Origin of the sequence: Motilibacter rhizosphaerae, assembly GCF_004216915.1 — a bacterium.
GTDB classification, from domain to species: domain Bacteria; phylum Actinomycetota; class Actinomycetes; order Motilibacterales; family Motilibacteraceae; genus Motilibacter; species Motilibacter rhizosphaerae.
The window spans coordinates 38,877-58,799 of the sequence record NZ_SGXD01000006.1; the positions used below are offsets into that span (position 1 = coordinate 38,877).

21 protein-coding genes are annotated in these 19,923 nt (G+C 75.6%); 13 read left to right on the forward strand and 8 right to left on the reverse strand.

What is annotated here, in order from left to right; translation table 11 throughout:
• Positions 1-85 precede the first annotated feature (85 nt).
• Both EV189_RS20835 and EV189_RS18475 read right to left on the reverse strand, forming a co-directional pair.
• Complete coding sequence (locus tag EV189_RS20835; RefSeq protein ID WP_269204205.1) at positions 86-3,061, reverse strand: hypothetical protein; 2,976 nt, start codon at positions 3,059-3,061, stop codon at positions 86-88.
• A gap of 91 nt (positions 3,062-3,152) precedes the next feature.
• Positions 3,153-4,445, reverse strand: coding sequence for a GH39 family glycosyl hydrolase (locus EV189_RS18475; protein ID WP_165400383.1), 1,293 nt, complete (start codon positions 4,443-4,445; stop codon positions 3,153-3,155).
• A 1-nt stretch (position 4,446) separates the two neighbouring features.
• Between EV189_RS18475 and EV189_RS20385 the strand changes: the two genes are divergently transcribed.
• Positions 4,447-5,088: a hypothetical protein gene (locus tag EV189_RS20385; RefSeq protein ID WP_165400384.1), complete on the forward strand. Its 642-nt coding sequence runs from the start codon at positions 4,447-4,449 to the stop codon at positions 5,086-5,088.
• An 82-nt stretch (positions 5,089-5,170) separates the two neighbouring features.
• Entirely contained in the window at positions 5,171-5,854 is a 684-nt protein-coding gene (locus EV189_RS18480) for a type 1 glutamine amidotransferase (RefSeq protein ID WP_130494489.1), read from the forward strand.
• Here EV189_RS18480 and EV189_RS18485 read toward each other — a convergent pair.
• Positions 5,851-7,164 carry a GGDEF domain-containing protein gene (locus tag EV189_RS18485; protein ID WP_130494490.1) on the reverse strand — a complete coding sequence of 438 codons (1,314 nt, stop codon included), beginning with the start codon at positions 7,162-7,164 and terminating at the stop codon, positions 5,851-5,853. The genes EV189_RS18480 and EV189_RS18485 overlap by 4 nt on opposite strands.
• 216 nt (positions 7,165-7,380) lie before the next feature.
• Here EV189_RS18485 and EV189_RS20390 point away from each other — a divergent pair, with 216 nt between their 5' ends.
• Complete coding sequence (locus EV189_RS20390) at positions 7,381-7,773, forward strand: hypothetical protein (RefSeq protein WP_165400385.1); 393 nt, start codon at positions 7,381-7,383, stop codon at positions 7,771-7,773.
• 29 nt (positions 7,774-7,802) lie between these two features.
• Positions 7,803-8,138 (forward strand): TraR/DksA family transcriptional regulator, encoded by a 336-nt coding sequence (locus EV189_RS18490; RefSeq protein ID WP_196788597.1) that lies wholly within the window; start codon positions 7,803-7,805, stop codon positions 8,136-8,138.
• Here the strand turns inward: EV189_RS18490 and EV189_RS18495 are convergent.
• Complete coding sequence (locus EV189_RS18495) at positions 8,135-8,737, reverse strand: hypothetical protein (protein WP_130494491.1); 603 nt, start codon at positions 8,735-8,737, stop codon at positions 8,135-8,137. The two genes, EV189_RS18490 and EV189_RS18495, sit on opposite strands and share 4 nt — an antisense overlap.
• Before the next feature lie 133 nt (positions 8,738-8,870).
• Between EV189_RS18495 and EV189_RS18500 the strand changes: the two genes are divergently transcribed.
• Together EV189_RS18500 and EV189_RS18505 are read left to right on the forward strand one after the other, a co-directional pair.
• Entirely contained in the window at positions 8,871-9,839 is a 969-nt protein-coding gene (locus EV189_RS18500; protein WP_130494492.1) for a DUF2382 domain-containing protein, read from the forward strand.
• A 121-nt stretch (positions 9,840-9,960) separates the two neighbouring features.
• Entirely contained in the window at positions 9,961-10,179 is a 219-nt protein-coding gene (locus EV189_RS18505; RefSeq protein WP_130494493.1) for a hypothetical protein, read from the forward strand.
• Between the two features lie 3 nt (positions 10,180-10,182).
• Here EV189_RS18505 and EV189_RS18510 read toward each other — a convergent pair whose 3' ends face one another.
• Positions 10,183-10,638, reverse strand: a complete 456-nt coding sequence (locus EV189_RS18510) for a hypothetical protein (RefSeq protein WP_130494494.1) — start codon at positions 10,636-10,638, stop codon at positions 10,183-10,185.
• A gap of 112 nt (positions 10,639-10,750) precedes the next feature.
• On the opposite strand from EV189_RS18510, the gene EV189_RS18515 reads away from it, so the two are divergent.
• Genes EV189_RS18515 through EV189_RS18525 form a run of 3 tightly spaced genes read left to right on the forward strand, consistent with a single transcriptional unit; the run spans position 10,751 to position 14,021 of the window.
• Positions 10,751-11,962: a PP2C family protein-serine/threonine phosphatase gene (locus EV189_RS18515; protein WP_130494495.1), complete on the forward strand. Its 1,212-nt coding sequence runs from the start codon at positions 10,751-10,753 to the stop codon at positions 11,960-11,962.
• Entirely contained in the window at positions 11,959-13,575 is a 1,617-nt protein-coding gene (locus tag EV189_RS18520; RefSeq protein WP_130494496.1) for a sensor histidine kinase, read from the forward strand. The genes EV189_RS18515 and EV189_RS18520 overlap by 4 nt, the downstream gene beginning before the upstream one ends.
• On the forward strand, positions 13,572-14,021 hold the full coding sequence (locus EV189_RS18525) for a response regulator (protein WP_130494497.1): 450 nt from the start codon (positions 13,572-13,574) through the stop codon (positions 14,019-14,021). Before EV189_RS18520 ends, EV189_RS18525 begins: the two co-directional genes overlap by 4 nt.
• Positions 14,022-14,030: 9 nt before the next feature.
• Here EV189_RS18525 and thyX read toward each other — a convergent pair whose 3' ends face one another.
• Entirely contained in the window at positions 14,031-14,819 is a 789-nt protein-coding gene (gene thyX / locus EV189_RS18530; protein WP_130494498.1) for an FAD-dependent thymidylate synthase, read from the reverse strand.
• Between the two features lie 26 nt (positions 14,820-14,845).
• Positions 14,846-15,424, reverse strand: a complete 579-nt coding sequence (locus EV189_RS18535) for a hypothetical protein (RefSeq protein ID WP_130494499.1) — start codon at positions 15,422-15,424, stop codon at positions 14,846-14,848.
• Between the two features lie 62 nt (positions 15,425-15,486).
• Here EV189_RS18535 and EV189_RS18540 point away from each other — a divergent pair, with 62 nt between their 5' ends.
• Positions 15,487-16,473, forward strand: coding sequence for an aldo/keto reductase (locus EV189_RS18540; protein ID WP_231116563.1), 987 nt, complete (start codon positions 15,487-15,489; stop codon positions 16,471-16,473).
• A gap of 156 nt (positions 16,474-16,629) precedes the next feature.
• On the opposite strand, the gene EV189_RS18545 is transcribed toward EV189_RS18540, so the two are convergent.
• Positions 16,630-17,118 (reverse strand): inorganic diphosphatase, encoded by a 489-nt coding sequence (locus EV189_RS18545; RefSeq protein ID WP_130494500.1) that lies wholly within the window; start codon positions 17,116-17,118, stop codon positions 16,630-16,632.
• Positions 17,119-17,203: 85 nt separating this feature from the next.
• On the opposite strand from EV189_RS18545, the gene dacB reads away from it, so the two are divergent.
• The 3 genes from dacB to EV189_RS18555 are packed head-to-tail and all read left to right on the forward strand — an operon-like array spanning position 17,204 to position 19,923.
• Entirely contained in the window at positions 17,204-18,637 is a 1,434-nt protein-coding gene (dacB, locus tag EV189_RS18550) for a D-alanyl-D-alanine carboxypeptidase/D-alanyl-D-alanine endopeptidase (protein WP_130494501.1), read from the forward strand.
• An 11-nt stretch (positions 18,638-18,648) separates the two neighbouring features.
• Positions 18,649-18,801 carry a hypothetical protein gene (locus EV189_RS20395; RefSeq protein ID WP_165400386.1) on the forward strand — a complete coding sequence of 51 codons (153 nt, stop codon included), beginning with the start codon at positions 18,649-18,651 and terminating at the stop codon, positions 18,799-18,801.
• A 51-nt stretch (positions 18,802-18,852) separates the two neighbouring features.
• Complete coding sequence (locus EV189_RS18555; protein ID WP_130494502.1) at positions 18,853-19,923, forward strand: zinc-dependent metalloprotease; 1,071 nt, start codon at positions 18,853-18,855, stop codon at positions 19,921-19,923.

Consider the following 19,923-nt stretch of genomic DNA (forward strand, 5'->3'; position numbering starts at 1 on the left):
TACGGCGGGGCCGGCCGGGGAGCCGGCAGACGCGGGAGGGCCCCGACCAGGATCTGGTCGGGGCCCTCCGTCACTGCGTGGTGCGTCAGGACGTCGCGACGGCCGACTCGTTGCCCTGCGCGTCGACGGCCACCACGAAGTAGTGGCTCGCCGTGGCGTTGGTGTCGGTGTAGCCGACGCCGCCGTCGACGGGGGCGCTGGTGAGCAGCGTCGCCAGCGCGAAGTCGCCCGTCGTGCCGCCGTAGACCTTGTAGCTCGCGGCGGAGCCGCTGTTGGTCCAGGTCACCACGTTGTCCGCACCGCTCGGCGTGACGGTCACGCCCGAGGCGGGGTCGACCGCCGCCATGGACGTCTTCACGACCGAGGCAGCGGTGCTGTACCCGTGGGCGTTGTAGGCCAGCACGAAGTACGTCGCGCTCGTCCCTGCCCCGGAAGCGGAGTCCTCCACCGCGTACGTGCCTGCGGTCGTGGCGTCGACGAGCGCGTCGCCGGCGTCGAGCGTGCCGTCCGAGGAGCGGTACACCTTGTAGCCCTGGACTTGCTGGGCGGACTCGGAGGCGTCAGCCCAGCTCACGATGACGTGGCTGTCGCTGTCGACGTGCTGGCTCACCGCAGTCACCGCGTCGGGGGAGGTCCCGACCCAGGTGATCGGCGAGGTGGCCTCGACGTGGCCCGAGGCGTTGCCGAACTCGTCCAGCGCGACGACCCAGTAGTCGTACGCCGTGCCGTCCACCAGCGAGCTGCTGTCGTCGACGGAGGTCCCCGTGACGCCCGTGGCGACCGCGGTGGCGCTGCTGAACGGCTGGCCGCTCTCGGCGCGGTAGACGGAGTACGAGCTCGCACCGGTCGACGCGCTCCACACGACGTGGACGCCGGCCTGCTGCGGCTGCGACAGCGTCACCGAGCTGGGGTCGCTCGGGGGAGTGCCGTCGTAGGTCACCGTCTGGATCTGGCTCCACGCCGAGGTGTTGCCGACGGCGTCGGTCGCCTTCACCCAGTAGTGGTAGGCGTGTCCGTCCTGGAAGCCGATGAGGAACGGGCCCAGGCCGTCGTTCCAGGACGTGCCGGTGATCCCCGTGACCGGACCGTTGAAGAAGTCGTTCGCGTTCGCGTCGGGGTCGGTGCCGGTGGTGCGGGACACGGTGTAGCTCACCGCGTCCGGCACGGCGGCCCAGCTCACCTCGACGTGGTGCGCGACCTGGGTCGCGGTGACGACCGGGACGGCGGGGGGCGTGGCGTCGTAGGTGAGGTGCGCGGGCGCGCTCAGCGCGGCCGCGTTGCCCGCCGCGTCGTACGCCTTGACCCAGTAGTAGTACGTCGTGCCGTCGACGCGCGGGTCGGTGTCCACCCAGACGTGGCCGGTGACACCGGTGCTCGGGATGACCTCGGAGCCCGAGCCGGAGCCCGTCGGGGAGGGGCTGTCGGACCGGATGACCGTGTAGGTCGCCGCGTCGCTGTCCGGCGTCCAGCTCAGCGTGACGGTGCCGGCGTGCTGCGCCACCTGCACGCCGCTGGCGACGGCGGGGGCGAGCCCGTCGAAGACGAGCGAGACGGGGGCCGTCGGGGCGCTCGTGTTGCCGAACTCGTCGTAGGCCTCGACGAAGTAGTAGTAGCGCACGCCGTCCTGAGCGGGCGTCGAGTCGACGACGTGGAACTCGTCGATGCCGTCCCGCGTCACGACCTCGGAGGTCGAGCCCGAGCCGTCCGGGTACGGCGTCTCGGAGCGGATCAGCTCGTAGCGGAAGACGTCATCGGGTGCCACGTCCCAGTCGAGGCGGACCTGCGCGCCCTGCTGCTGGACGGTCACGCCGGTGGGGACGGCCGGGGCGGCACCGTCGTACGTCACGTGGACCGGCGTGCCGAGGTCGGCGATGTTGCCGGCCGCGTCGACGCCGCGCACCCAGTAGTAGTACGTGACGCCGTTGGTCGCGGCGTTGGTGTCGGTCCACGTCCCGCCCTGGATGCCGGGGACGGTGATCGTCTCCGACCCTGAGCCCGAGCCGGTGGCCGACGGGCTGTCCGAGCGGATGACGGTGTACGACACGGCATCGGAGTCCGGCGTCCAGGTGAGGTGGACGTGCTGGCCGACCTGCGCGCCGTACAGGCCGTCGACGACAGCGGGCGGGGTGGTGTCGACCGGGGCCGGGGTGGAGCTGACGACCGGGGTGGAGCTGACGACCGGGGTGGAGCTGACCGGCGTGGAGCTGACCGGCGTGGAGCTGACCACGGGCGTGGAGCTGACGACCGGCGTCGAGCTCACCGGCGGCACCGGGGTCGGGGTGGGGGTGACGACCGGCGTGCTCGGCTTCGGCGTCGGCTTGGGCGCCGGCACCGTCGGGTCCGTGACGGGCACGGTCGTGATGGTCGGGTGGCCGCTCACGGTGTCGCCGGAGCCCTTGGTCACGGTGTCGGTCTTGTCGGCGCCGACCTTGTCCTTGCCCGCGCCGCCGTCGATGCGGTCCTTGCCGGGGCCGCCGACGATCGTGTCGTTGCCGGCGCCGCCGAGGATCGTGTCGTTGCCGGCGCCGCCGTCGACCTTGTCGTTGCCGGCACCGCCGGAGACCTTGTCGTTGCCCGCGCCGCCCGCGATGGAGTCGTTGCCGGCGCCGCCCGAGAGGACGTCGTTGCCGGCACCACCGGAGAGCGTGTCGTTGCCCGCGCCACCGTCGAGGGTGTCGGCACCGGCGCCGCCGTCGAGGACGTCGTTGCCGCCGAGGCCGTAGAGCTTGTCGTTGCCGGCGTCGCCGTGCAGCGTGTCGGCCTTGGCCCCGCCGTAGACGGTGTCGTCGCCCGCCCCGCCGAACGCGGTGCCGTTGACGCAGATGAGGTCGTTGCCGCCCAGGCCGTAGACCACCGAACCGGCGCCGGACGCGACGATGACGTCGCGTCCGTTGGTGCCGCGCACGACGGCGCCGGGCTTGCTGCTCGCGATGGTGGCCACGATGCCGTTGCACTTGGCGACGCTCGGCGCGGCGTACGCGGCGGTGGGGAGAGCCACCGCCAGCGCCGTCGCCGAGAGGGCGCCGAGGCCCAGCAGGCGCGTGCTGACCTTCTGCTGCATGAGGGGGAGGTCCTTTCGAGGGTGGGCGGTCCGCAGGCCGCCGGAGGCGCGGACCGAGGGCCCGTGACGTCATCCGTCCGGGCGCTTGCGCCTACTGCATCGACGCGTCGGCGAGTTGCCTGAGGCTTTGACGCGCATCCGGTAGGAGGACGGGGACCGCCGTCAGGGGGATGCGCCCGGACGCGGGGACGGGCGAGACGCTGCCTTCGAGGCCGAGGACCCCCGCCGTGCCGCCGGGGACGGCGTACGTGGTGCCAGGACCCGTCGTCCAGACGACCTGCGCCGTGCCGCCGGCGTCGGGGCGCAGCGTGCAGGTCCACACCGCTCCGGCGGCGGAGCACCCGTCGAGGGTGGAGTGCGTCATCCACGCGCCCACGCGCCGCCAGGCGCCCAGGGCGCCGGAGGGCGCACCGTCGGGCTGCAGGAGGTTGATCCCCACGTTGCCGAGCCAGGACCACGTGTACCAGTACGTCCGCTCGATGCCCGCCGCGCGCGAGAGCAGCAGCAGCCGGGCGACGTACGCGCCGTCGAGCGGGGCCGGGACCGGGGTCGCCAGGCTGGTGCCACCGACGACCCCGAGGTTGACCTCGGTGTTCCACACGGGGGCCGTGATGCCGCGCCCCGCGAGCGCGGCCTCCACGGTCTGCAGCTGGGCGACGGCCTGCTCCGGCCCTTGGCCCGCGGGCGGGTACAGGTGCAGGGCGACGACGTCGAGGGTCCGGGCGGGCAGCGCGTCGAGGTAGCGGTAGAGCCAGCCGAGCTGCCCCTGCGTGCGGGTCGCGAACCCGGGGCCGATGAGCAGGGCTCCCGGGTCGGCTGCGCGCAGCGCCGTCCGGGCGAGCACCGTCAGCGACGCCAGCTGCTGCTCGGTGCCGTGGTAGTAGTCGCTGACGTAGTTCGGCTCGTTCCACACCTCGTAGCCGCGGATCCGCCCGCGGTAGCGCGTGGCCACCGCCGAGACGTACGCGCTCCAGGTCCGCGGGTCGAGCGGCGGCATGCTGGCGCCGGGGTGGAGCATGCCCGGCACGCGGGTGTCCGAGGAGGCCCAGGCGGGTGTCTGGCCCAGCACGAGGACGGGCTCGAGGCGGCGGGACTCGGCGTCGAGGACGGCGGCGTCCAGCCGCGTCCAGTCCCACCGGCCGGGCGCCGGCTGCAGGTCCGACCAGGTCGTGCCGGCGTCCCAGAGCCGCACGGTGCCGAACGCGTCCTCGCCGCCCGCGGGCGAGCCGTGGATGCCGAAGGCCCAGGGCGTCGTACGCCCGGGGGCCTGCGCCGCCGGCCCTGCCGCCCGCGCCGTCGAGGGGCGTGGCGGAGCGGTGGCCGCGCCGAGGACCGGCGCGCTGCCCGCCGCGCCGACGGCGGTGCCCGAGGATCCCGGGAGCACGGTGGGGACCGCGCCGGGTGCGCCGGTCCCGGTCGACGGGGCCGGGCAGTCGGCGGGGGCGGTGGAGCGCGGACGGGGCTCCGGAACCGGTGCCGGGCGCACCGCCACCGGGCGCCCGCCCGGTGGCGTCCGCCCGGGCGGTGCCGTCTTCGGCGCCGTCTTCGGCGCCGCCGTCGGCCTCGAGGAGGTCGTGGGCGCCTTCTGCTTCGTCGGGGCCTTGACGACCTTGGTGGCCGGCACCCGCTTCGTCGGGGCCTTCTTCGTCGGGGCCTTCTTCGTCAGGGCCTTCTTCTTCGGCGCCCGCTTCGTCGGCGCCTTCTTCTTCGGCGCCCGCTTCGTCGGCGCCTTCTTCTTCGGCGCCTTCTTCACCGGCTTCTTCTTCGGGGCCTTCTTCTCGGGTGTCCCCACGACCTTCGCCGCCGCCCCCGCGCTCTGCGCGGGCAGCGCGCAGGCGGCGGCCGCGGCGCGCGCCGGCGCCGACCCGGGCCCCGCCAGCCCGGGGGCGAGCGCGACGAGGACCGCGACGAGCACGGCGCGGGGCGCGCGCCGCGGGCTCGCGGAGGGCACGGGGGTCATGGGGCGCGGGGCCTTCCTGCCAGCGGACTCGTCCTGGTCGTCATCGGCACCAGGCCCGCGCATCTGACCCGCCAGCCGCTGGCGCGCGTCCGCCGCCCTCACCGGCTCGGTGCTCCAGTCGCGGCTCGGCGCTGCCGAGGACCAGGGGCATGACGACGAGCGGCACGGTCCTGGTGGTGCAGCACGGAGCGCGGGACCTGCTCGGCCACGCCGGGCGGGCCCTCCGCGCCGAGGGCCTGACGGCCGACGTGCGCAACGTCGCGCGCGGCGACGCCCTCCCGACCTCGCTGGCGGGGCACGACGGCGTCCTGGTCTGCGGCGGTGCGCAGGACGCCTTCCGCGACGCCGGCTTCCCCACCCGCCAGCAGGAGCTGGCCCTGGTGCGGGCGGCGCTGCGCGACGGCGTCCCCCTGCTCGGCATCTGCCTCGGGGCGCAGCTGCTCGCGCAGGCGGCGGGCGCCGAGGGCTACCGCGGCGAGCGGCGGGAGACCGGCTGGTGCACGGTGCGCCCCACCCCCGCGGCCGCCCTCGACCCGCTCTGGTCCGGCCTGCCGGGCGAGCTGCGCGTGATGCAGAACCACGGCAACCACTTCCCGCTCCCCCCGGGCGCCGTGCTGCTCGTGCGCGGCGAGGCGGACTACCGCTTCCAGGCCTTCCGGGTCGGCGCCCGCGCGTGGGGCATGCAGTTCCACCTCGAGGCCGACGAGACCATGGACTACCCGGCCGGCATGGCCGAGGGGGAGGCCTTCCTCGACGCCCGCCCCTGGGCCGAGCTCGTCTTCCGCCGCTTCGCCCGCGTGGCCGCGGCCGGGCGCGGGCTGCTCGCCGCCTAGCGGCCCTCGGCCGCCTGCTCCCCGCCCAGCTGGCTGTCGTCGCCGGCGCCGCCGTGCACGCGGAAGCGCCCACGCCCGGCGCGCTTCGCGGCGTACATCGCGGTGTCGGCCTGGGCCAGCAGGTCCGCGGCCGGTACGCCCGGCTCGCGCAGCGCGACGCCCACTGAGGCGCCCACCGAGGCCGTGCCCGCGCGCAGCGCGACCGGCGAGGACACCGCGCGGATGATGCGCTCGGCCAGGGCGGCGACGACCTCGGGGCCGGCGGGGTCCCGGACGAGCACCGCGAACTCGTCGCCGCCGAGCCGGGCCGCCACGTCCGTCCCGCGCACGGCCGAGCGCAGCCGGTCGGCCACGACGACGAGCAGCTCGTCCCCGGCCGCGTGCCCCAGCAGGTCGTTGACCTCCTTGAAGCGGTCGAGGTCGACGAAGAGCAGCGCGAGGTCGCCGCCCTCCTCGAGCAGCGCGCGGTCCAGCGTCTCGAGGAAGTGGGCGCGCCCGGGCAGCCCGGTGATCGAGTCGTGCAGGGCGTCCTCGACCGCCCGCGCGGTCCGCGCGCCGGTGAGCGCGAGGCCGACCTGCTCGGCGAACGCGCGGAGGTCGGCCTCCTCGAGCGCGGAGAAGCCCCGGCCCGTACGCGTCGCGACCAGCGCGCCGACGAACGCCCCGAGATCCGAGACCGGGGCGGCGACCCGTTCCGCGCCCGGTGCGTCGGGGTCGCTGTCCCCGGCCGAGGCGGTCCCGCGCTCCTCGGGCGTGCCGTGCAGGCGCAGGTGGACCGAGGTCCGCGAGCCCTCCCGGTCGTCCGCCGAGAGGCACGCGTGCGCGCCGGAGACCACCCGCTGCAGCACCTCCGCGTGCGGGGAGCGGTGCGCGAGCGCGCGCTGCACGTCGTGCAGGTGCGCGGCCAGGCGCTGCCGTCCGCGCGCGGCCTCGACGGCCCGCGCGGTGCGCAGGGCGAGGCCGAGGACGCCGGCGAGGACGGCGAGCAGCTCCTCGCCGTCGCCGTCCAGGGGCCCGCACCCCGCCACCAGCAGCCGGTCGTCGCCCGCACCTGCCGCAGCGACGGCGCCGCCGGCCGCGACGAGGGCGCGCGCCCCCTCCCGGTCCTCGACCCCGAGCCAGGCCACGGGGTCGCCCCCGTGCAGCACGCAGCCGCGCGTACCGCCGAGCGCGCGGACCGCGTGCTCGAGGCCCGTGCGCGCGACCTCCTCCTCGTCCCCGCACCCGCCGAGCGCCGCGAGCAGCGCGACGAGCCCGCCCTCGGCGGGCCCAGGGGGACCGGCGCTCCCGCCGTCCCGACCTGCGACCACGTGGTCCTCCTCCGTCGTCCCTCCCTCCTCTCGGCCCCCTGGACCGGCCGGGCGCAGGTGCGGACCGGTGAGGACGTTGGGCCCGGGACCACAGCGGGACCGGTCCTGCCCGGACATCTCGAGGTTGCTCCTTGCGGGTGCCAGGACTCCGGTCACGGGCTGGAGCGCCGAACAGGAAGGGGACAGCAGCGCACCACTCGCCGAAGGAGGGGTCCGGTGACCCTGACCACCACGCGCCCGCGCACGGCGTCCGTCCTCGGGCGCACCACCGTGACCGACGTCGACGGCACCCGCTCGACCGGCACCTTCGAGCTCGACGCCTCCGCCGGCAGCGCGCCGCTGCCCTCCTGGACCGCCGCGACCGCCGTCGCCGGCGAGGCGCGTGCGACGGTGACCGTCACCGCCGTCCTCCGCGGCGACGACGGGGCGCTCGACGTCCACGTCGAGGCGCTCGTCGAGCGCTACACCGCCGGCCGGGCCTCCCAGTCGGGCGCCGTCGCACGGTGGTTCAGCGTGGCCGTGGGGGACAGCGCCTCCCCGGTGCTCGAGACCACGTGGCACGGGCGCACGCTGCGCGTCGAGCTCGCGTTCGCCAACGGCGAGCGCTGAGCACCGGCCCGTACGGGTAGACCTCCTGCGTGGAGGAGCGCGACCGCCTGCTGGCCGAGCGCGCGGCGACCGAGCTGCGCGTCGCCGCGCTGGAGCGCGAGTTCGCGGGCATCGCCGCCGCGGCGGAGGGCAGCAACGGCGACGACGAGCACGACCCGGAGGGCGCGACCGTCGGGTTCGAGCGCGCCCAGGTGAGCGCGCTGCTCGAGCGCTCGCGCGCGCGGGTCGCCGAGGTCGACGCGGCGCTGGCGCGTCTGGGCTCCGCGGCGTACGGCGTGTGCGCGTCGTGCGGGCGCCCGATCCCGCCCGAGCGGCTGGAGGCGCGCCCGACGGCGACGCGCTGCGTGCCGTGCGGGGGCGGCTAGCCCGCCAGCGCCCGCCGCGCCACGCCCGCCACCAGCGCGCCGAGCTCCGCGGGCCGCAGCGCCACGCCCCCGTCGACCTCGACCAGCGTCGCGCGCCGCCCCGCGGTCACGAGGACGACGGTGCCGGTGAAGCGCGCCGTGGTGCCCGCGACGGGGAGCTCCACGGCGACCCCCGCCGCCCGGGCGCCGCGCGGGACGTGCACGACCAGCGGCCGGACGGTGGCGCCAGCGGTGTCGAACGGCGCGAGCGCGGCGTACTCCGGCACCAGCACGGTGCGCGCGCAGGCCGGCAGCCGTCGCGCGTACGCGGTGGCGAGCGCCCCGGCCCGCCCGTCGGGCAGGACGGTCGCGGTGCTGCTGACGAGCGGGCCGCGCTCCCCGCGGGTCCAGGTCCCGCCGCTCTCCAGCCGGGCGCCCTGCAGCGCCCCGCCGGCTCCTGTGCACGCGCTCAGCGCCCGCGCGTCGAGCCCGTGGACGGGGCGGGCGCCGGACCAGCCGGTCCCGGGGAGGTCGGCCGCGGTCACTGTGACGGGAGCGGGTGCGCCCATGACGACCAGGACGGTCGGCAGGACGGCGGCGAGGGCGGGGGTGCTGACCACCCCGGAAGGGTAGGACACGCTGCGCAGTCGGACATGCACAGGTTGTTCGTACTTTGTCCATGTTAGTCGATCTTGCGCCTCGGGGACGGGTCTCCATGACACGGACAGGTCCAGGACGACGGAAGGACGCAGCATGTTCACGCAGGAGCAGGCCCCCACTGTGCTCGGCGGCACCCTCTACGGCGCCGGCGGCGAGAAGATCGGCAAGATCGGCCAGATCTTCGTCGACGACGAGTCGGGCCGTCCCGAGTGGGTCACGGTGCACACCGGCCTCTTCGGGACGCACGAGACGTTCGTCCCGGTCGCGCAGGGCGAGCTCAACGGCAACGACCTCACCGTGCCGTTCAGCAAGGACCAGATCAAGGGCGCGCCGAACGTCGACCCGGAGAACGGCCACCTGGGCGAGTCCTCCGAGGACGAGCTCTACCGCTACTACGGCCTGAGCCGCGGCGAGGTCCGCAGCGGCGGCGTGGCCGAGGGCATCTCGACCAGCGGCATGTCCGGGACCTCGGACACCGGCATCTCCGACAGCGCCATCTCCGACAGCGCCGTCTCGGACACCGCGTACACCGACGCCACGGCGACGGGCAGCGCCTACACCGACACCGCCGTCGCGGGCACCACGGGCTACGAGACGGCCGGGACGGACGAGGTCGCCGGCACCACCGGCTACGACACCTCCGGCCCGACGACCGACTCGGCGATGACGCGCTCGGAGGAGCGGCTGCGCGCCGGCACCGAGACGGTCGAGGCCGGCCGCGCCCGGCTGCGCAAGTGGGTCGAGACCGAGCAGGAGTCGGTCACCGTCCCCGTGACCAAGGAGCGCGCGCGCCTCGTCACCGAGCCGATCACGGACGCCAACGCCGGCCAGGCGTACGACGGCCCGGCCATCTCCGAGGAGGAGCACGAGGTCGTGCTGCGCGAGGAGCGCCCGGTCGTCGCGACCGAGGCCGTGCCGGTCGAGCGCGTGCGCCTCGAGACCGAGCAGGAGACCCGCCAGGAGACCGTGACGGGCGAGGTCCGCAAGGAGCGCATCGACCTCGACAGCGACCAGGGCGTCGACGTCGCCGGCGACGCCGGCTACCGCGGCACCGAGCGCTAGGACCCGTGGCGGCGGCACCCCGTCCCCCCCAGGCGGGGCGCCGCCGCTCCACCCCTCCCTTCGGCGCCGTGCGCCGTGCGGAGAGGTCCCGCCGACCACTTCCACCGACCTGGAGCAACCCATGCAGTTCGACAAGCAGCAGATCATCGACCTCCTCCAGAGCCAGGGGGCGCAGGACAAGGTCGCGGAGGCCCAGCAGGCCCTCCCCGACAAGGTCGACACCGAGCAGCACGCCGACCTCCTCTCGCGCTTCGGCATCGACCCGAAGGACCTCGCCGGCAAGCTCGCCGGCGGTCTCGGCGGAGCGGGAGCGGGCCTCGGCGGCCTGCTCGGCTCCTAGCCGTCACCCGGTCGACCGGGTGGTCGACCAGCCCGCGGCAGGCGGGCAGCCCAGAGCGGCCCGGGCCGCGCTCGTCGTGCTCCTCGCACGCTCGAGCGCGGCCCTCGCCGCGTCCAGGGGTCCTGAGCGCACCGCCGCCGCCGCGGCGTCGCCCGCCGCGAGGGCGGGGAGGGCCCGTGGGCGCTGCACGGTCATCTCGCGCGCCGACTCGACGTCCTCCTGCACGCTGCCCGCGAGGACCCGACGCGCGAGCGAGCCGCCGACCTCGTCGGGACCGCCGGCGTACGACGCCACCGCCGCGGCTCCCGCGGACGCCGAGGCCGCGACCTGGTCGAGCGCCGCGCACGCCTCGCCCAGTGACGGCTGCTCCGCGGGGCGGCACCCGGCAGCGGCGAGCACGAGCACGGCGACTGCCCACCGCGAGGGGCGCGGGCGGAGCGGGTGACGGTGCAGCGGCACGCGCGCACCATAGCCACCCGACCGAGGGCTGCTGGAGCACCCCGGCACCTGCGTAGGATCTTGCCCGAGCGGGCCGGTCCTCGAGCCGCTGCCCACGGGTCGAGGAGGTGCGGTGGAGGAGGCGCTGCTCGTGGCGCAGGCGCCGCCGCGCCCCGTGCGCGTGCTGCTCGTCGAGGACGACGAGGGCGACGCCTTCTTCGTCTCCGAGCTGCTCGCGGCCGAGGCCACCGTGGCGATCGAGGTCGTGGGCACGGTCGCCGCCGCCCGCGCCGCGCTCCTGGACGAGTCCCCGTCCGCGCGCGTCGACTGCGTGCTGCTCGACCTCGGGCTGCCCGACGCGCAGGGCCTCGACGCCCTGCGCCTCGTGCTCGAGGTGGCCACCGACGCCGCCGTCCTCTGCCTCACCGGCTACGCCGACGAGCACCGGGGGATCGCCGCAGCCGCTGCCGGTGCGCAGGACTACCTCGTCAAGGGCCAGGTCGACGGCCCGCTGCTGTGGCGCGCCATCCGCTACGCCATCGAGCGGCGCCGGGCCGACGAGCAGACCCGGGCGCTGTACGTCACGCAGGTCCGCGCCGCCGAGAACGCCCGGCTGGAGCGCGGCCTGCTCCCGCACCCCGAGGTCCTCGACCCCGCGGTCTCCGTCGTCACCCGCTACCGCCCCGGCCGCGACGCGGTCCTCGGCGGCGACTTCTACGACGTGGTCGAGACCGGCGACGGCAGCCTCTGGGTGCTCATCGGCGACGTCGCCGGGCACGGGCCTGACGAGGCCGCCCTCGGCGTCTGCCTGCGCATCGCCTGGCGCACGCTCGTGCTGTCCGGCCGCGACCAGGACCACGTGCTGCCCGTGCTGGAGGACGTCCTCGTCCGCGAGCGGCGCTCCGACGAGGTGTTCGCGACCGTCTGCATGCTCGTCGTCGCGCCCGACCGCCGCAGCGCCCGGCTCTTCCTCGCCGGCCACCCGGCGCCGCTGCTCCTCGGCGACGCGCCGGAGCAGCTGCCCGACGAGCTGGTCGGGCCCGCGGTCGGCGTGCTTCCCGGCGTCGTGTGGGGCAGCCGGCCGGTGCCGCTGCCCGAGCGGTGGCGGCTGCTGCTCTTCACCGACGGCATCGTCGAGGGCCATGCCGGTGAGCCGGGGGAGCGGCTGGGCGTGGGCGGGCTGCTCCGCCTGCTGCGGGCCCACCCGGCCTACTCCGCCCCCGGCGGGACGGGGGAGCTGGTCGACGGGGCCATCGAGCGGGCCCAGGTCCTCCACGGCGGCTCGCTGCCGGACGACGTGGCCGTGCTCGTCGTCGCGCACGGGCAGGACGGGCCTCCCGCATGAGGCGCGTCCCGCTGCGGCGGCGCATCGGTGCCCTGCTGAGCGCCGTGGCCGCCATCCTCGTCCTCCTGCTCGTCGGCTCCAGCGTGCTGCTCCAGCAGACGCGCGACGAGCAGCACAAGGTCGTCGTCGACTACTTCACGGTGCTGCGGGCCGGCAACGACGGCTTCACCGCGCTCATCGACGCGGAGACGGCCATCCGCGGCTACGCGCTGACGGGGGACCCCGCGACCCTCCAGCCGCTGGACGAGCTCCAGTCCCCTCGGCTCAAGCAGGAGAGCGCGGCCTCGCTGCGGATCGTCCGCCGCGAGCCCGAGCTCAGCGCGGCGTACGACCGTGCCGCCGCGGCCGCCCGGACCTGGTACGCCGAGTGGGCCGCCCCGGTCCAGGCGCAGATCAGGGCGAGCGGGGCCCGGGCCGTCACGGACGCCTCGATCCTGCAGGGCAAGGCGCTGTTCGACCGGCTGCGCGCCGCGTACCAGGACTACATCGCGGCGCTGCGCCGGCACCGCGACACCGCCCGCGACCACCTGCAGACCGAGACCAACCTGCTGTTCGTCGCCGTCGTCGTCAGCCTGCTCATCGCGGCCGGGCTCGCGGTGGCGATCTGGGTCTTCCTGCTGCGCTGGGTGGTGCGCCCGCTCGACCGGCTGGCGGCGGAGACCCGTACGGTCCGGTCGGGGGACTTCGACCACGTCGTGCGCGTCGAGGGCCCCCCGGAGGTCGAGCAGCTCGGCGCCGACGTCGACGCCATGCGGCAGGGGCTGGTCGCGACCCTCGCGCAGGTCCGCAGCGCCAGCGACGAGGTCGAGGCCGCCCGCACGATGCTCGAGCGGCAGGCCGAGGACCTCGCCCGGTCCAACCGCGACCTCGAGCAGTTCGCCTACGTCGCCTCCCACGACCTGCAGGAGCCGCTGCGCAAGGTGGCGAGCTTCTGCCAGCTGCTGCAGAAGCGCTACGGCGGCCAGCTCGACGAGCGCGCCGACCAGTACATCGAGTTCGCGGTCGACGGCGCCAAGCGCATGCAGGCGCTCATCAACGACCTGCTGGCCTTCTCGCGGGTGGGGCGCTTCAGCCCCGGCCAGGCCGAGGTGCCGCTCGACGCGTGCTTCCGCTCCGCGGTCCACAACCTCGAGCTCGCGATCGAGGACGCCGGGGCCGTGGTCACCGCCGACGCGCTCCCCGTGGTGCACGGCGAGGCGGCGCTGCTGACCCAGCTGCTGCAGAACCTCGTCGGCAACGCGGTGAAGTTCCGCAAGCCCGGCGGCGTCCCGCACGTCCACGTCTCGGGCCGCCAGGTCGGGGACGAGTGGGAGGTGAGCGTCGCCGACGACGGCATCGGGATCGAGCCGCAGTACGCCGAGCGCGTCTTCGTCATCTTCCAGCGCCTGCACGCCAAGGACGCCTACGAGGGCACCGGCATCGGGCTCGCGCTGTGCCGCAAGATCGTGGAGTTCCACGGCGGTCGGATCTGGATCGACGCCGACGTCGCCGACGGCACGACGATCCGCTTCACGCTGCCGGTGCAGGCCCGTCCCGAGCCCGTCCCCGTCGAGCCGCTCGTCGCGGCCGGCTCCCCCTCGACTCCCGCAGTGCAGGAAGGCCGCCCCGCATGACCGAGCTCCCCGTCGCCCCGCTGCCCATCAACGTCCTGCTCGTCGAGGACGACCCGGGCGACGTGCTCATGACCCGGGAGGCCTTCGAGGACAACAAGGTCGCGAACACCCTCACCGTCGTCAACGACGGCGTGCGCGCGATGGAGTTCCTGCGCCGGGAGGGCGAGTTCGCCGACGCCGAGCGCCCGGACCTCATCCTGCTCGACCTCAACCTGCCGCGGATGGACGGGCGCGAGGTGCTCGCGGCCATCAAGGCCGACGCCGAGCTGCGCACGATCCCCGTGGTCGTGCTCACGACCTCCGAGGCGCAGGACGACGTGCTGCGGTCCTACTCGCTGCACGCCAACGCGTACGTCACCAAGCCCGTGGACTTCGACCGCTTCATCGAGGTCGTGCGGCAGATCGACGAGTTCTTCGTCAGCGTGGTGCGGCTGCCGCGCAGGTAGGCCGCCTGCTCAGACCTTGCTGAACTCCGGGCGCCAGGTGCCGTCGTCGTCGCGGACGAAGTCGCCGAGCAGCGCGGGGAGCTCGCGCTGCAGGACCTGCGCGACCTGGTCGAAGACGCGGCGGATCTCCTCCTCGGCGCCGGGGTCCGTGCGCATCGCGATGACGTGGCGGACCGCGCGGATGTTGACCGTCCAGCCGATGGTCGTCGCGACGCCGTCGGGGGCGTAGCGCCGGGCCGCCGAGGTCACGGTCTTCTTCGTGTGGAAGTCGACGCCGTCACCGGCGATGCCGGTCCGCTCGACGACGAGCTCCTGGAAGCTCTCCATCTGCGCGAGCAGCGCGTCGGCGGCGGCCTTCAGCTCGGCGTCCTCGCGGACGAAGCCGGGGTGCTCGAACGGCAGGTCGGTCAGCCGCACGTAGCGCAGCGACTCCTGGGAGATCGCTGCGCCCGCGCGGTGGCGCACCAGCTCGTGGGTGAACACCCGCGAGACGTCGGCGAAGACGAACGAGTAGTTCGCGTGCTCCAGCACCGACCCGTGCGCGCTGCGCAGGATGTTGCGGAGGTACGCCGTGCTGTCCTCCCGCACACGGGTGACGTTGGGGTTGAGCCCCGGCGCCCAGCTGCGGTAGCACATGCGGCCCATGAACTCGACGAGCCGCTCGCCGTCGGGGCCCTCCTCGTCGCGCACCCGGTCGAGCCACGCTGTGCCGCCCACGGACTCGAGGTAGCGGCCCACCTCCGCCCAGTCGATGCTCGGCTTGGCGATGAGGAAGACCTGGGGGGAGGTGTCGCGCACGGCGGGGAGCCTACCGAGTCGCCGTCTCACCCGAGGCGGCTCGTGGCGCTCGTGACCCCGCGGCTGAGCACCCGGTCGGAGAAGATGCTGTCCTGGCCGCCGTGGCCGACGTAGGTCACCGCGAGCCGGTCGCCCCTCCAGCCGATGCCGACGTAGGCGAAGCGGCCCTCGTCGCTGCCCGGGACCGCCGTGGTGATGTCGAAGACGCGCGTGCTGGACGTCCGCGCCCGCAGCACGACCCTCGTGTGTGCGGGGTGGCAGGCGGCGACGGCGCGGGAGAGGGCCAGCGCGGCGCTCCGGGCACGGGACGCGCTGCGCAGCTCCACGACGGTCTGCAGGGCGCGGGTGCCGCGCTCGGCGTAGGGGAGCCGCTGCACGGAGGTGGCGGTCGGACCCGACGGGAGCCGGGGTACGCAGGTCCCGCGCAGCTGCGTGCCCGTGACCGCGGTGCGCACCCAGTGGATGTCGCCGAAGGCCGGGAAGGCCGACGCCGGCAGCAGGTCGGCGCGCAGGGAGGCCGAGGGCGCGGCGGTGGCGGGAGCGCTGGTCGCGGCGAGCATCCCGGCGGCGAGCAGGATCGAGGACAGGAAGGACCTCCGGGTCATACCGCTCAGGACGCGGTGGGGGGCCGCGGAGGTTGTCGGCGGTGCCGCGTACGTTGTCCGTCGTGGAGAAGCGGAACCTGGGGCGCACTGGTCGCCCGGTCGGAGTGGTGGGTCTCGGCGCGTGGCAGCTGGGCGCGGACTGGGGCGAGGTGGACGAGGGCGACGCGATGGCGACGCTGCACGCGGCGGTCGACGCCGGCGTGACGTTCATCGACACCGCGGACGTCTACGGCGACGGGCGCAGCGAGCGCCTGGTCGGCCGGCTGCTGCAGGAGCGGCCCGACGCGGGACTGACGGTCGCGACGAAGGCGGGGCGCCGGGCGGACCCGCACGTGCCCGAGGCGTACACGCTGGACAACCTGCGCGCGTGGACCGACCGCTCGCGCCGCAACCTCGGCGTCGACACCCTCGACCTCGTCCAGCTGCACTGCCCGCCCACGCCGGTCTACTCGACGCCGGCGGTCTACGACGCGCTCGACACCCTCGTCGCCGACGGCGCCGTCGCGGCGTACGGCGTGAGCGTAGAGACCGTCGCCGAGGCGCTCGAGGCGATCAGCCACCCCGGCGTCGCCACCGTGCAGGTGATCCTCAACGCGTTCCGGCAGAAGCCGGTCGAGGAGCTGCTGCCCGCGGCCCGCGAGGCCGGCGTCGGCATCATCGCGCGCGTCCCGCTGGCGAGCGGCTTGCTCTCGGGCAAGTACGACGAGTCGACAGAGTTCGGCCCCGACGACCACCGCAACTACAACCGGCAGGGCGACGCCTTCGACGTCGGCGAGACCTTCGCCGGCGTGGACTTCGTCACCGGGGTCAGGGCGGCCCGCGAGATCGCGGAGCTCACGCCCGAGGGGGCGACGACCGCCCAGCTCGCGCTGCGCTGGATCCTCGACCAGGACGGCGTCTCCGTCGTCATCCCCGGCGCCCGCAACGCCCAGCAGGCCCAGGGCAACGCCGCGGCCGCGGACCTCGCCCCCCTCGACGGCGCGACGCTCCAGCGCGTGCGCGAGGTCTACGACGAGCGGATCCGCCCGCAGGTGCACGACCGCTGGTAGCCCGCCTCGCCCCACAACGAACAAGGGCACCCAGTGCGGCTCGGAAGCCCACTGGGTGCCCTCGTTCACTCGTGGGGAGCCGCTCCCGCAACGAACAAGGGCACCCAGTAGGGCTCGGGAGCCCACTGGGTGCCCTCGTTCAGTCGGGCGGGCGCGCTAGTGGCCGTGCGCCTCGAGCCGCTGGCGGGAGTTCGTGATCTCCGCCTCGGCCTCCTCGCGGCCGGTCCACGTCGCGCCCTCGACGGACTTGCCGGGCTCGAGGTCCTTGTAGACCTCGAAGAAGTGCTGGACCTCGAGCCGGTCGAACTCCGGCATGTCGGTGATGTCGCGCAGGTGGTTCACGCGGGGGTCGCCCGCGACGACGCAGATCACCTTGTCGTCGCCGCCGGCCTCGTCGGTCATCCGGAACATCCCGATGGCCCGGCAGCGGATGATGCAGCCCGGGAACGTCGGCTCCTCGAGCAGCACCATCGCGTCCAGCGGGTCGCCGTCCTCCCCGAGCGTGCCCTCGATGTAGCCGTAGTCGTGGGGGTAGCGCGTCGAGGTGAACAGCATGCGGTCGAGCTTGATGCGCCCGGTCTCGTGGTCGACCTCGTACTTGTTGCGCGATCCGCGCGGGATCTCGACCAGGACATCGAACTCCACGGGTTCCCCTCCCCATCGGCGTCGTACGGCCCGGCTGGGCGGGCGCACGGGACTCGGGGTGACGATAGCCGGATAGTCTCGCCGGGTGCGCAGGGCGGCGGGAGTCGGAGCCGCGACCCTGCTGGTCGCCGCGGCCGCCGTCGGCGTCACCGCCACGTCGCTGCACGACCCCGCCACCGGCCGGAGCTCCGCGCCAGGGCAGTCCGCGAGCCCGGCCCCCGTGCTCGCGAGCCCCGCGCCCGCCGTCCTCCCCGCCGAGCCGGCTGACGCCCGGCCCACGGCGGCCGGGGTGTCCGCGGCGCTGCGCAGCCTGCTCGCCGCCCCTGCCCTCGGCACCCGTCCCGGCGCCGTCGTCGTCGGCCCGGACGGCGCGGTGCTGCTGGACCGCGACGGCTCGCGGGCACGTACGCCGGCGTCCACCGCGAAGCTGCTCACGGCCGCCGCGGTGCTGAGCGCGCTGCCGCCGTCGACGCGGCTGGCGACACGCGTCGTGGCCGACGCCCCGACGGCCTCCCCGTCCGCGGCACCGGCGTCAGCGGCGGCTGCCGGGCCCGCCCGGATCGTCCTCGTCGGCGGGGGTGACGCGACGCTGCAGTCGGGGGCCGGGTCGTGGCGCCCGGAGTACCCCGCGGCGGACACCACCGCGTACGCCCGGCTCGACGTGCTCGCGCAGCGCACGGCCGCAGCGCTGCGCGGCAGGACCGTCGAGCTCGCGGTCGACGACTCCGCCTTCCGCGGCCCGCAGGTCAACCCCGGCTGGGAGCCCGGCTACGTGCGCAGCGGCGTCGTCGCCCCGGTCAGCGCGCTCAGCGTCGACGAGGGTCGGGTGCAGCCGGGCTCCGACGTGCGGGCCGCCGACCCGGCGCTGGACGCCGGCCGGCGCTTCGCGGCCCTGCTGCGCCGGGCCGGCGTCGTCGTCGACGGGACGGTGCGCCGCGCGGCCGCACCGAGCGCCGGTGACGAGGTCGCGCGGGTCGAGTCCCCGCCGCTGTCCGACCTCGCCGAGCGGATGCTGACCCAGAGCGACAACGACCTCGCCGAGGCCCTGGCGGCGCTCGTCCAGGCCCGTACCGGAGCGGCGACGCCGGGCGCCGCGGTCGTCGCGGCGCTGCACGCGGCGGGCGTCCCGACGGCCGGGGCCCGCCTGCTCGACGGCAGCGGTCTGGCGCGGTCGGACGCGGTGCCGCCGCGTACGCTCGCCGCCGTGCTCGCCCTCGCCCTGCGCCCCGACCGGCCGGCCCTGCGCCCGCTGCTCACCGGGCTGCCGGTGGCGGGTGGCACGGGCACCCTCGCCGCCCGCTACACCAGCACGCCCGACCGAGCGGGGCGGGGCTCCGTCCGGGCCAAGACCGGCACGCTCACCGGCGTCTCCACGCTGGCGGGAGCCGTCGAGACGCGCGACGCCGGCGTCGTGGTGTTCGCCGTCATGGCCGACCGCGTCCCCGCGCCGGGCACCCTCGCGGCCCGCGCCGCGCTCGACCGCGTGGCGACGGCGCTCGCGCGCTGCGGGTGCCGCTAGTGGTCCGGAACATGGGCACGCTGCCCAACTGGCTCGCGGTGGCGGGCGCGGTCCTCGTCCTCGCCGGCCTCGTGGCGCTCGTCAAGCAGCGCCCGGCCCTCGGCAGCGGGCTCGTCGTCGCCGGTCTCGTCGTGGGACCCGCCGCGATCGTCGTGCTGCGCTGAGCGACCTCGACGTCGCGCTGCGCCCGCGCGCGGAGCGCATAGCGTGAGGGCATGAGCGCTCCCGCAGTCCCCACCGTCGACTGGGACCTGGCCGTCGCGGCGGCGGTGCGCCTGGCTCCGCGCCCGCCGAGCCTCGACCGGGCGGAGGCCGCAGCCGTCGTCGCCGAGCTGCGCGATGCTGCCGGCCGCGCCCAGGCGCACGTGCGCGAGCACACCGGCCTCGTCGCCCCCGCCGGCGACGGTGCCGTCCTCGTCGTCGACCGGCCCTCGTGGATCCGCGCCAACGCCGACGCCTTCGCCGCCGTGCTCGACCCGCTGGTGCTGCGCCTCGCCAGTCGGCGCAAGGGCCCCGGCGCCTCCCCGGCCGCGCTCGCCGTCGGCGGGGCGCTCACCGGCGCCGAGGCCGGTGGCCTGCTGGCCCTGCTCTCGGCGAAGGTGCTCGGCCAGTACGAGGTGTTCGCCCCCGCGGCCTCCGGCGGCCGGCTGCTCCTCGTCGCTCCCAACGTCGTGGCCGTCGAGCGCGAGCTCGACGTCGACCCGTCGGACTTCCGGCTCTGGGTCTGCCTGCACGAGGAGACCCACCGGGTCCAGTTCGCCGTCGCGCCGTGGCTCCGCGACCACCTCCGCGAGCAGCTCGAGGTCTTCATCGACGCGACCGAGCTCGACGCTGCCGCGGCGCTGCGCCGGCTGTGGGCGGTGCTCCGCGCCGTGGTCTCCGCGGTCCGCGGCACTCCCGGCGCCTCGCTCGTCGAGGCCGTGCAGAGCGACGCGCAGCGGGCCGCGCTCGCCCGGGTGACCGCGGTGATGTCGCTGCTCGAGGGCCACGCCGACGTCGTCATGGACGACGTGGGCCCGCAGGTCGTGCCGTCGGTCGCGCAGATCCGCGAGCGGTTCCAGCGCCGCCGCGAGTCGACGAGCCTGCAGGACAGCGCCGTGCGCCGCTTACTCGGGCTGGAGGCGAAGATGCGGCAGTACCGCGAGGGCGCCGTCTTCGTCCGCGGCGTCCTCGACGCCGTCGGCATGGAGGGGTTCAACCGCGTCTGGGAGTCGCCCGAGACGCTGCCCCGCCCCGAGGAGATCGCCGACCCCGCCGCGTGGGTCGCGCGCGTGCACGCGGCCTGA

Coding starts and splice junctions, on each gene's coding strand:
- EV189_RS20835 (WP_269204205.1), bottom strand. CDS start 3,061: ATGCAGCAGAAGGTCAGCACGCGCCTGCTGGGCCTCGGCGCCCTCTCG.
- EV189_RS18480 (WP_130494489.1), top strand. CDS start 5,171: ATGACGACGAGCGGCACGGTCCTGGTGGTGCAGCACGGAGCGCGGGAC.
- EV189_RS18500 (WP_130494492.1), top strand. CDS start 8,871: ATGTTCACGCAGGAGCAGGCCCCCACTGTGCTCGGCGGCACCCTCTAC.
- EV189_RS18505 (WP_130494493.1), top strand. CDS start 9,961: ATGCAGTTCGACAAGCAGCAGATCATCGACCTCCTCCAGAGCCAGGGG.
- EV189_RS18520 (WP_130494496.1), top strand. CDS start 11,959: ATGAGGCGCGTCCCGCTGCGGCGGCGCATCGGTGCCCTGCTGAGCGCC.
- EV189_RS18525 (WP_130494497.1), top strand. CDS start 13,572: ATGACCGAGCTCCCCGTCGCCCCGCTGCCCATCAACGTCCTGCTCGTC.
- EV189_RS18535 (WP_130494499.1), bottom strand. CDS start 15,424: ATGACCCGGAGGTCCTTCCTGTCCTCGATCCTGCTCGCCGCCGGGATG.
- EV189_RS20395 (WP_165400386.1), top strand. CDS start 18,649: ATGGGCACGCTGCCCAACTGGCTCGCGGTGGCGGGCGCGGTCCTCGTC.
- EV189_RS18555 (WP_130494502.1), top strand. CDS start 18,853: ATGAGCGCTCCCGCAGTCCCCACCGTCGACTGGGACCTGGCCGTCGCG.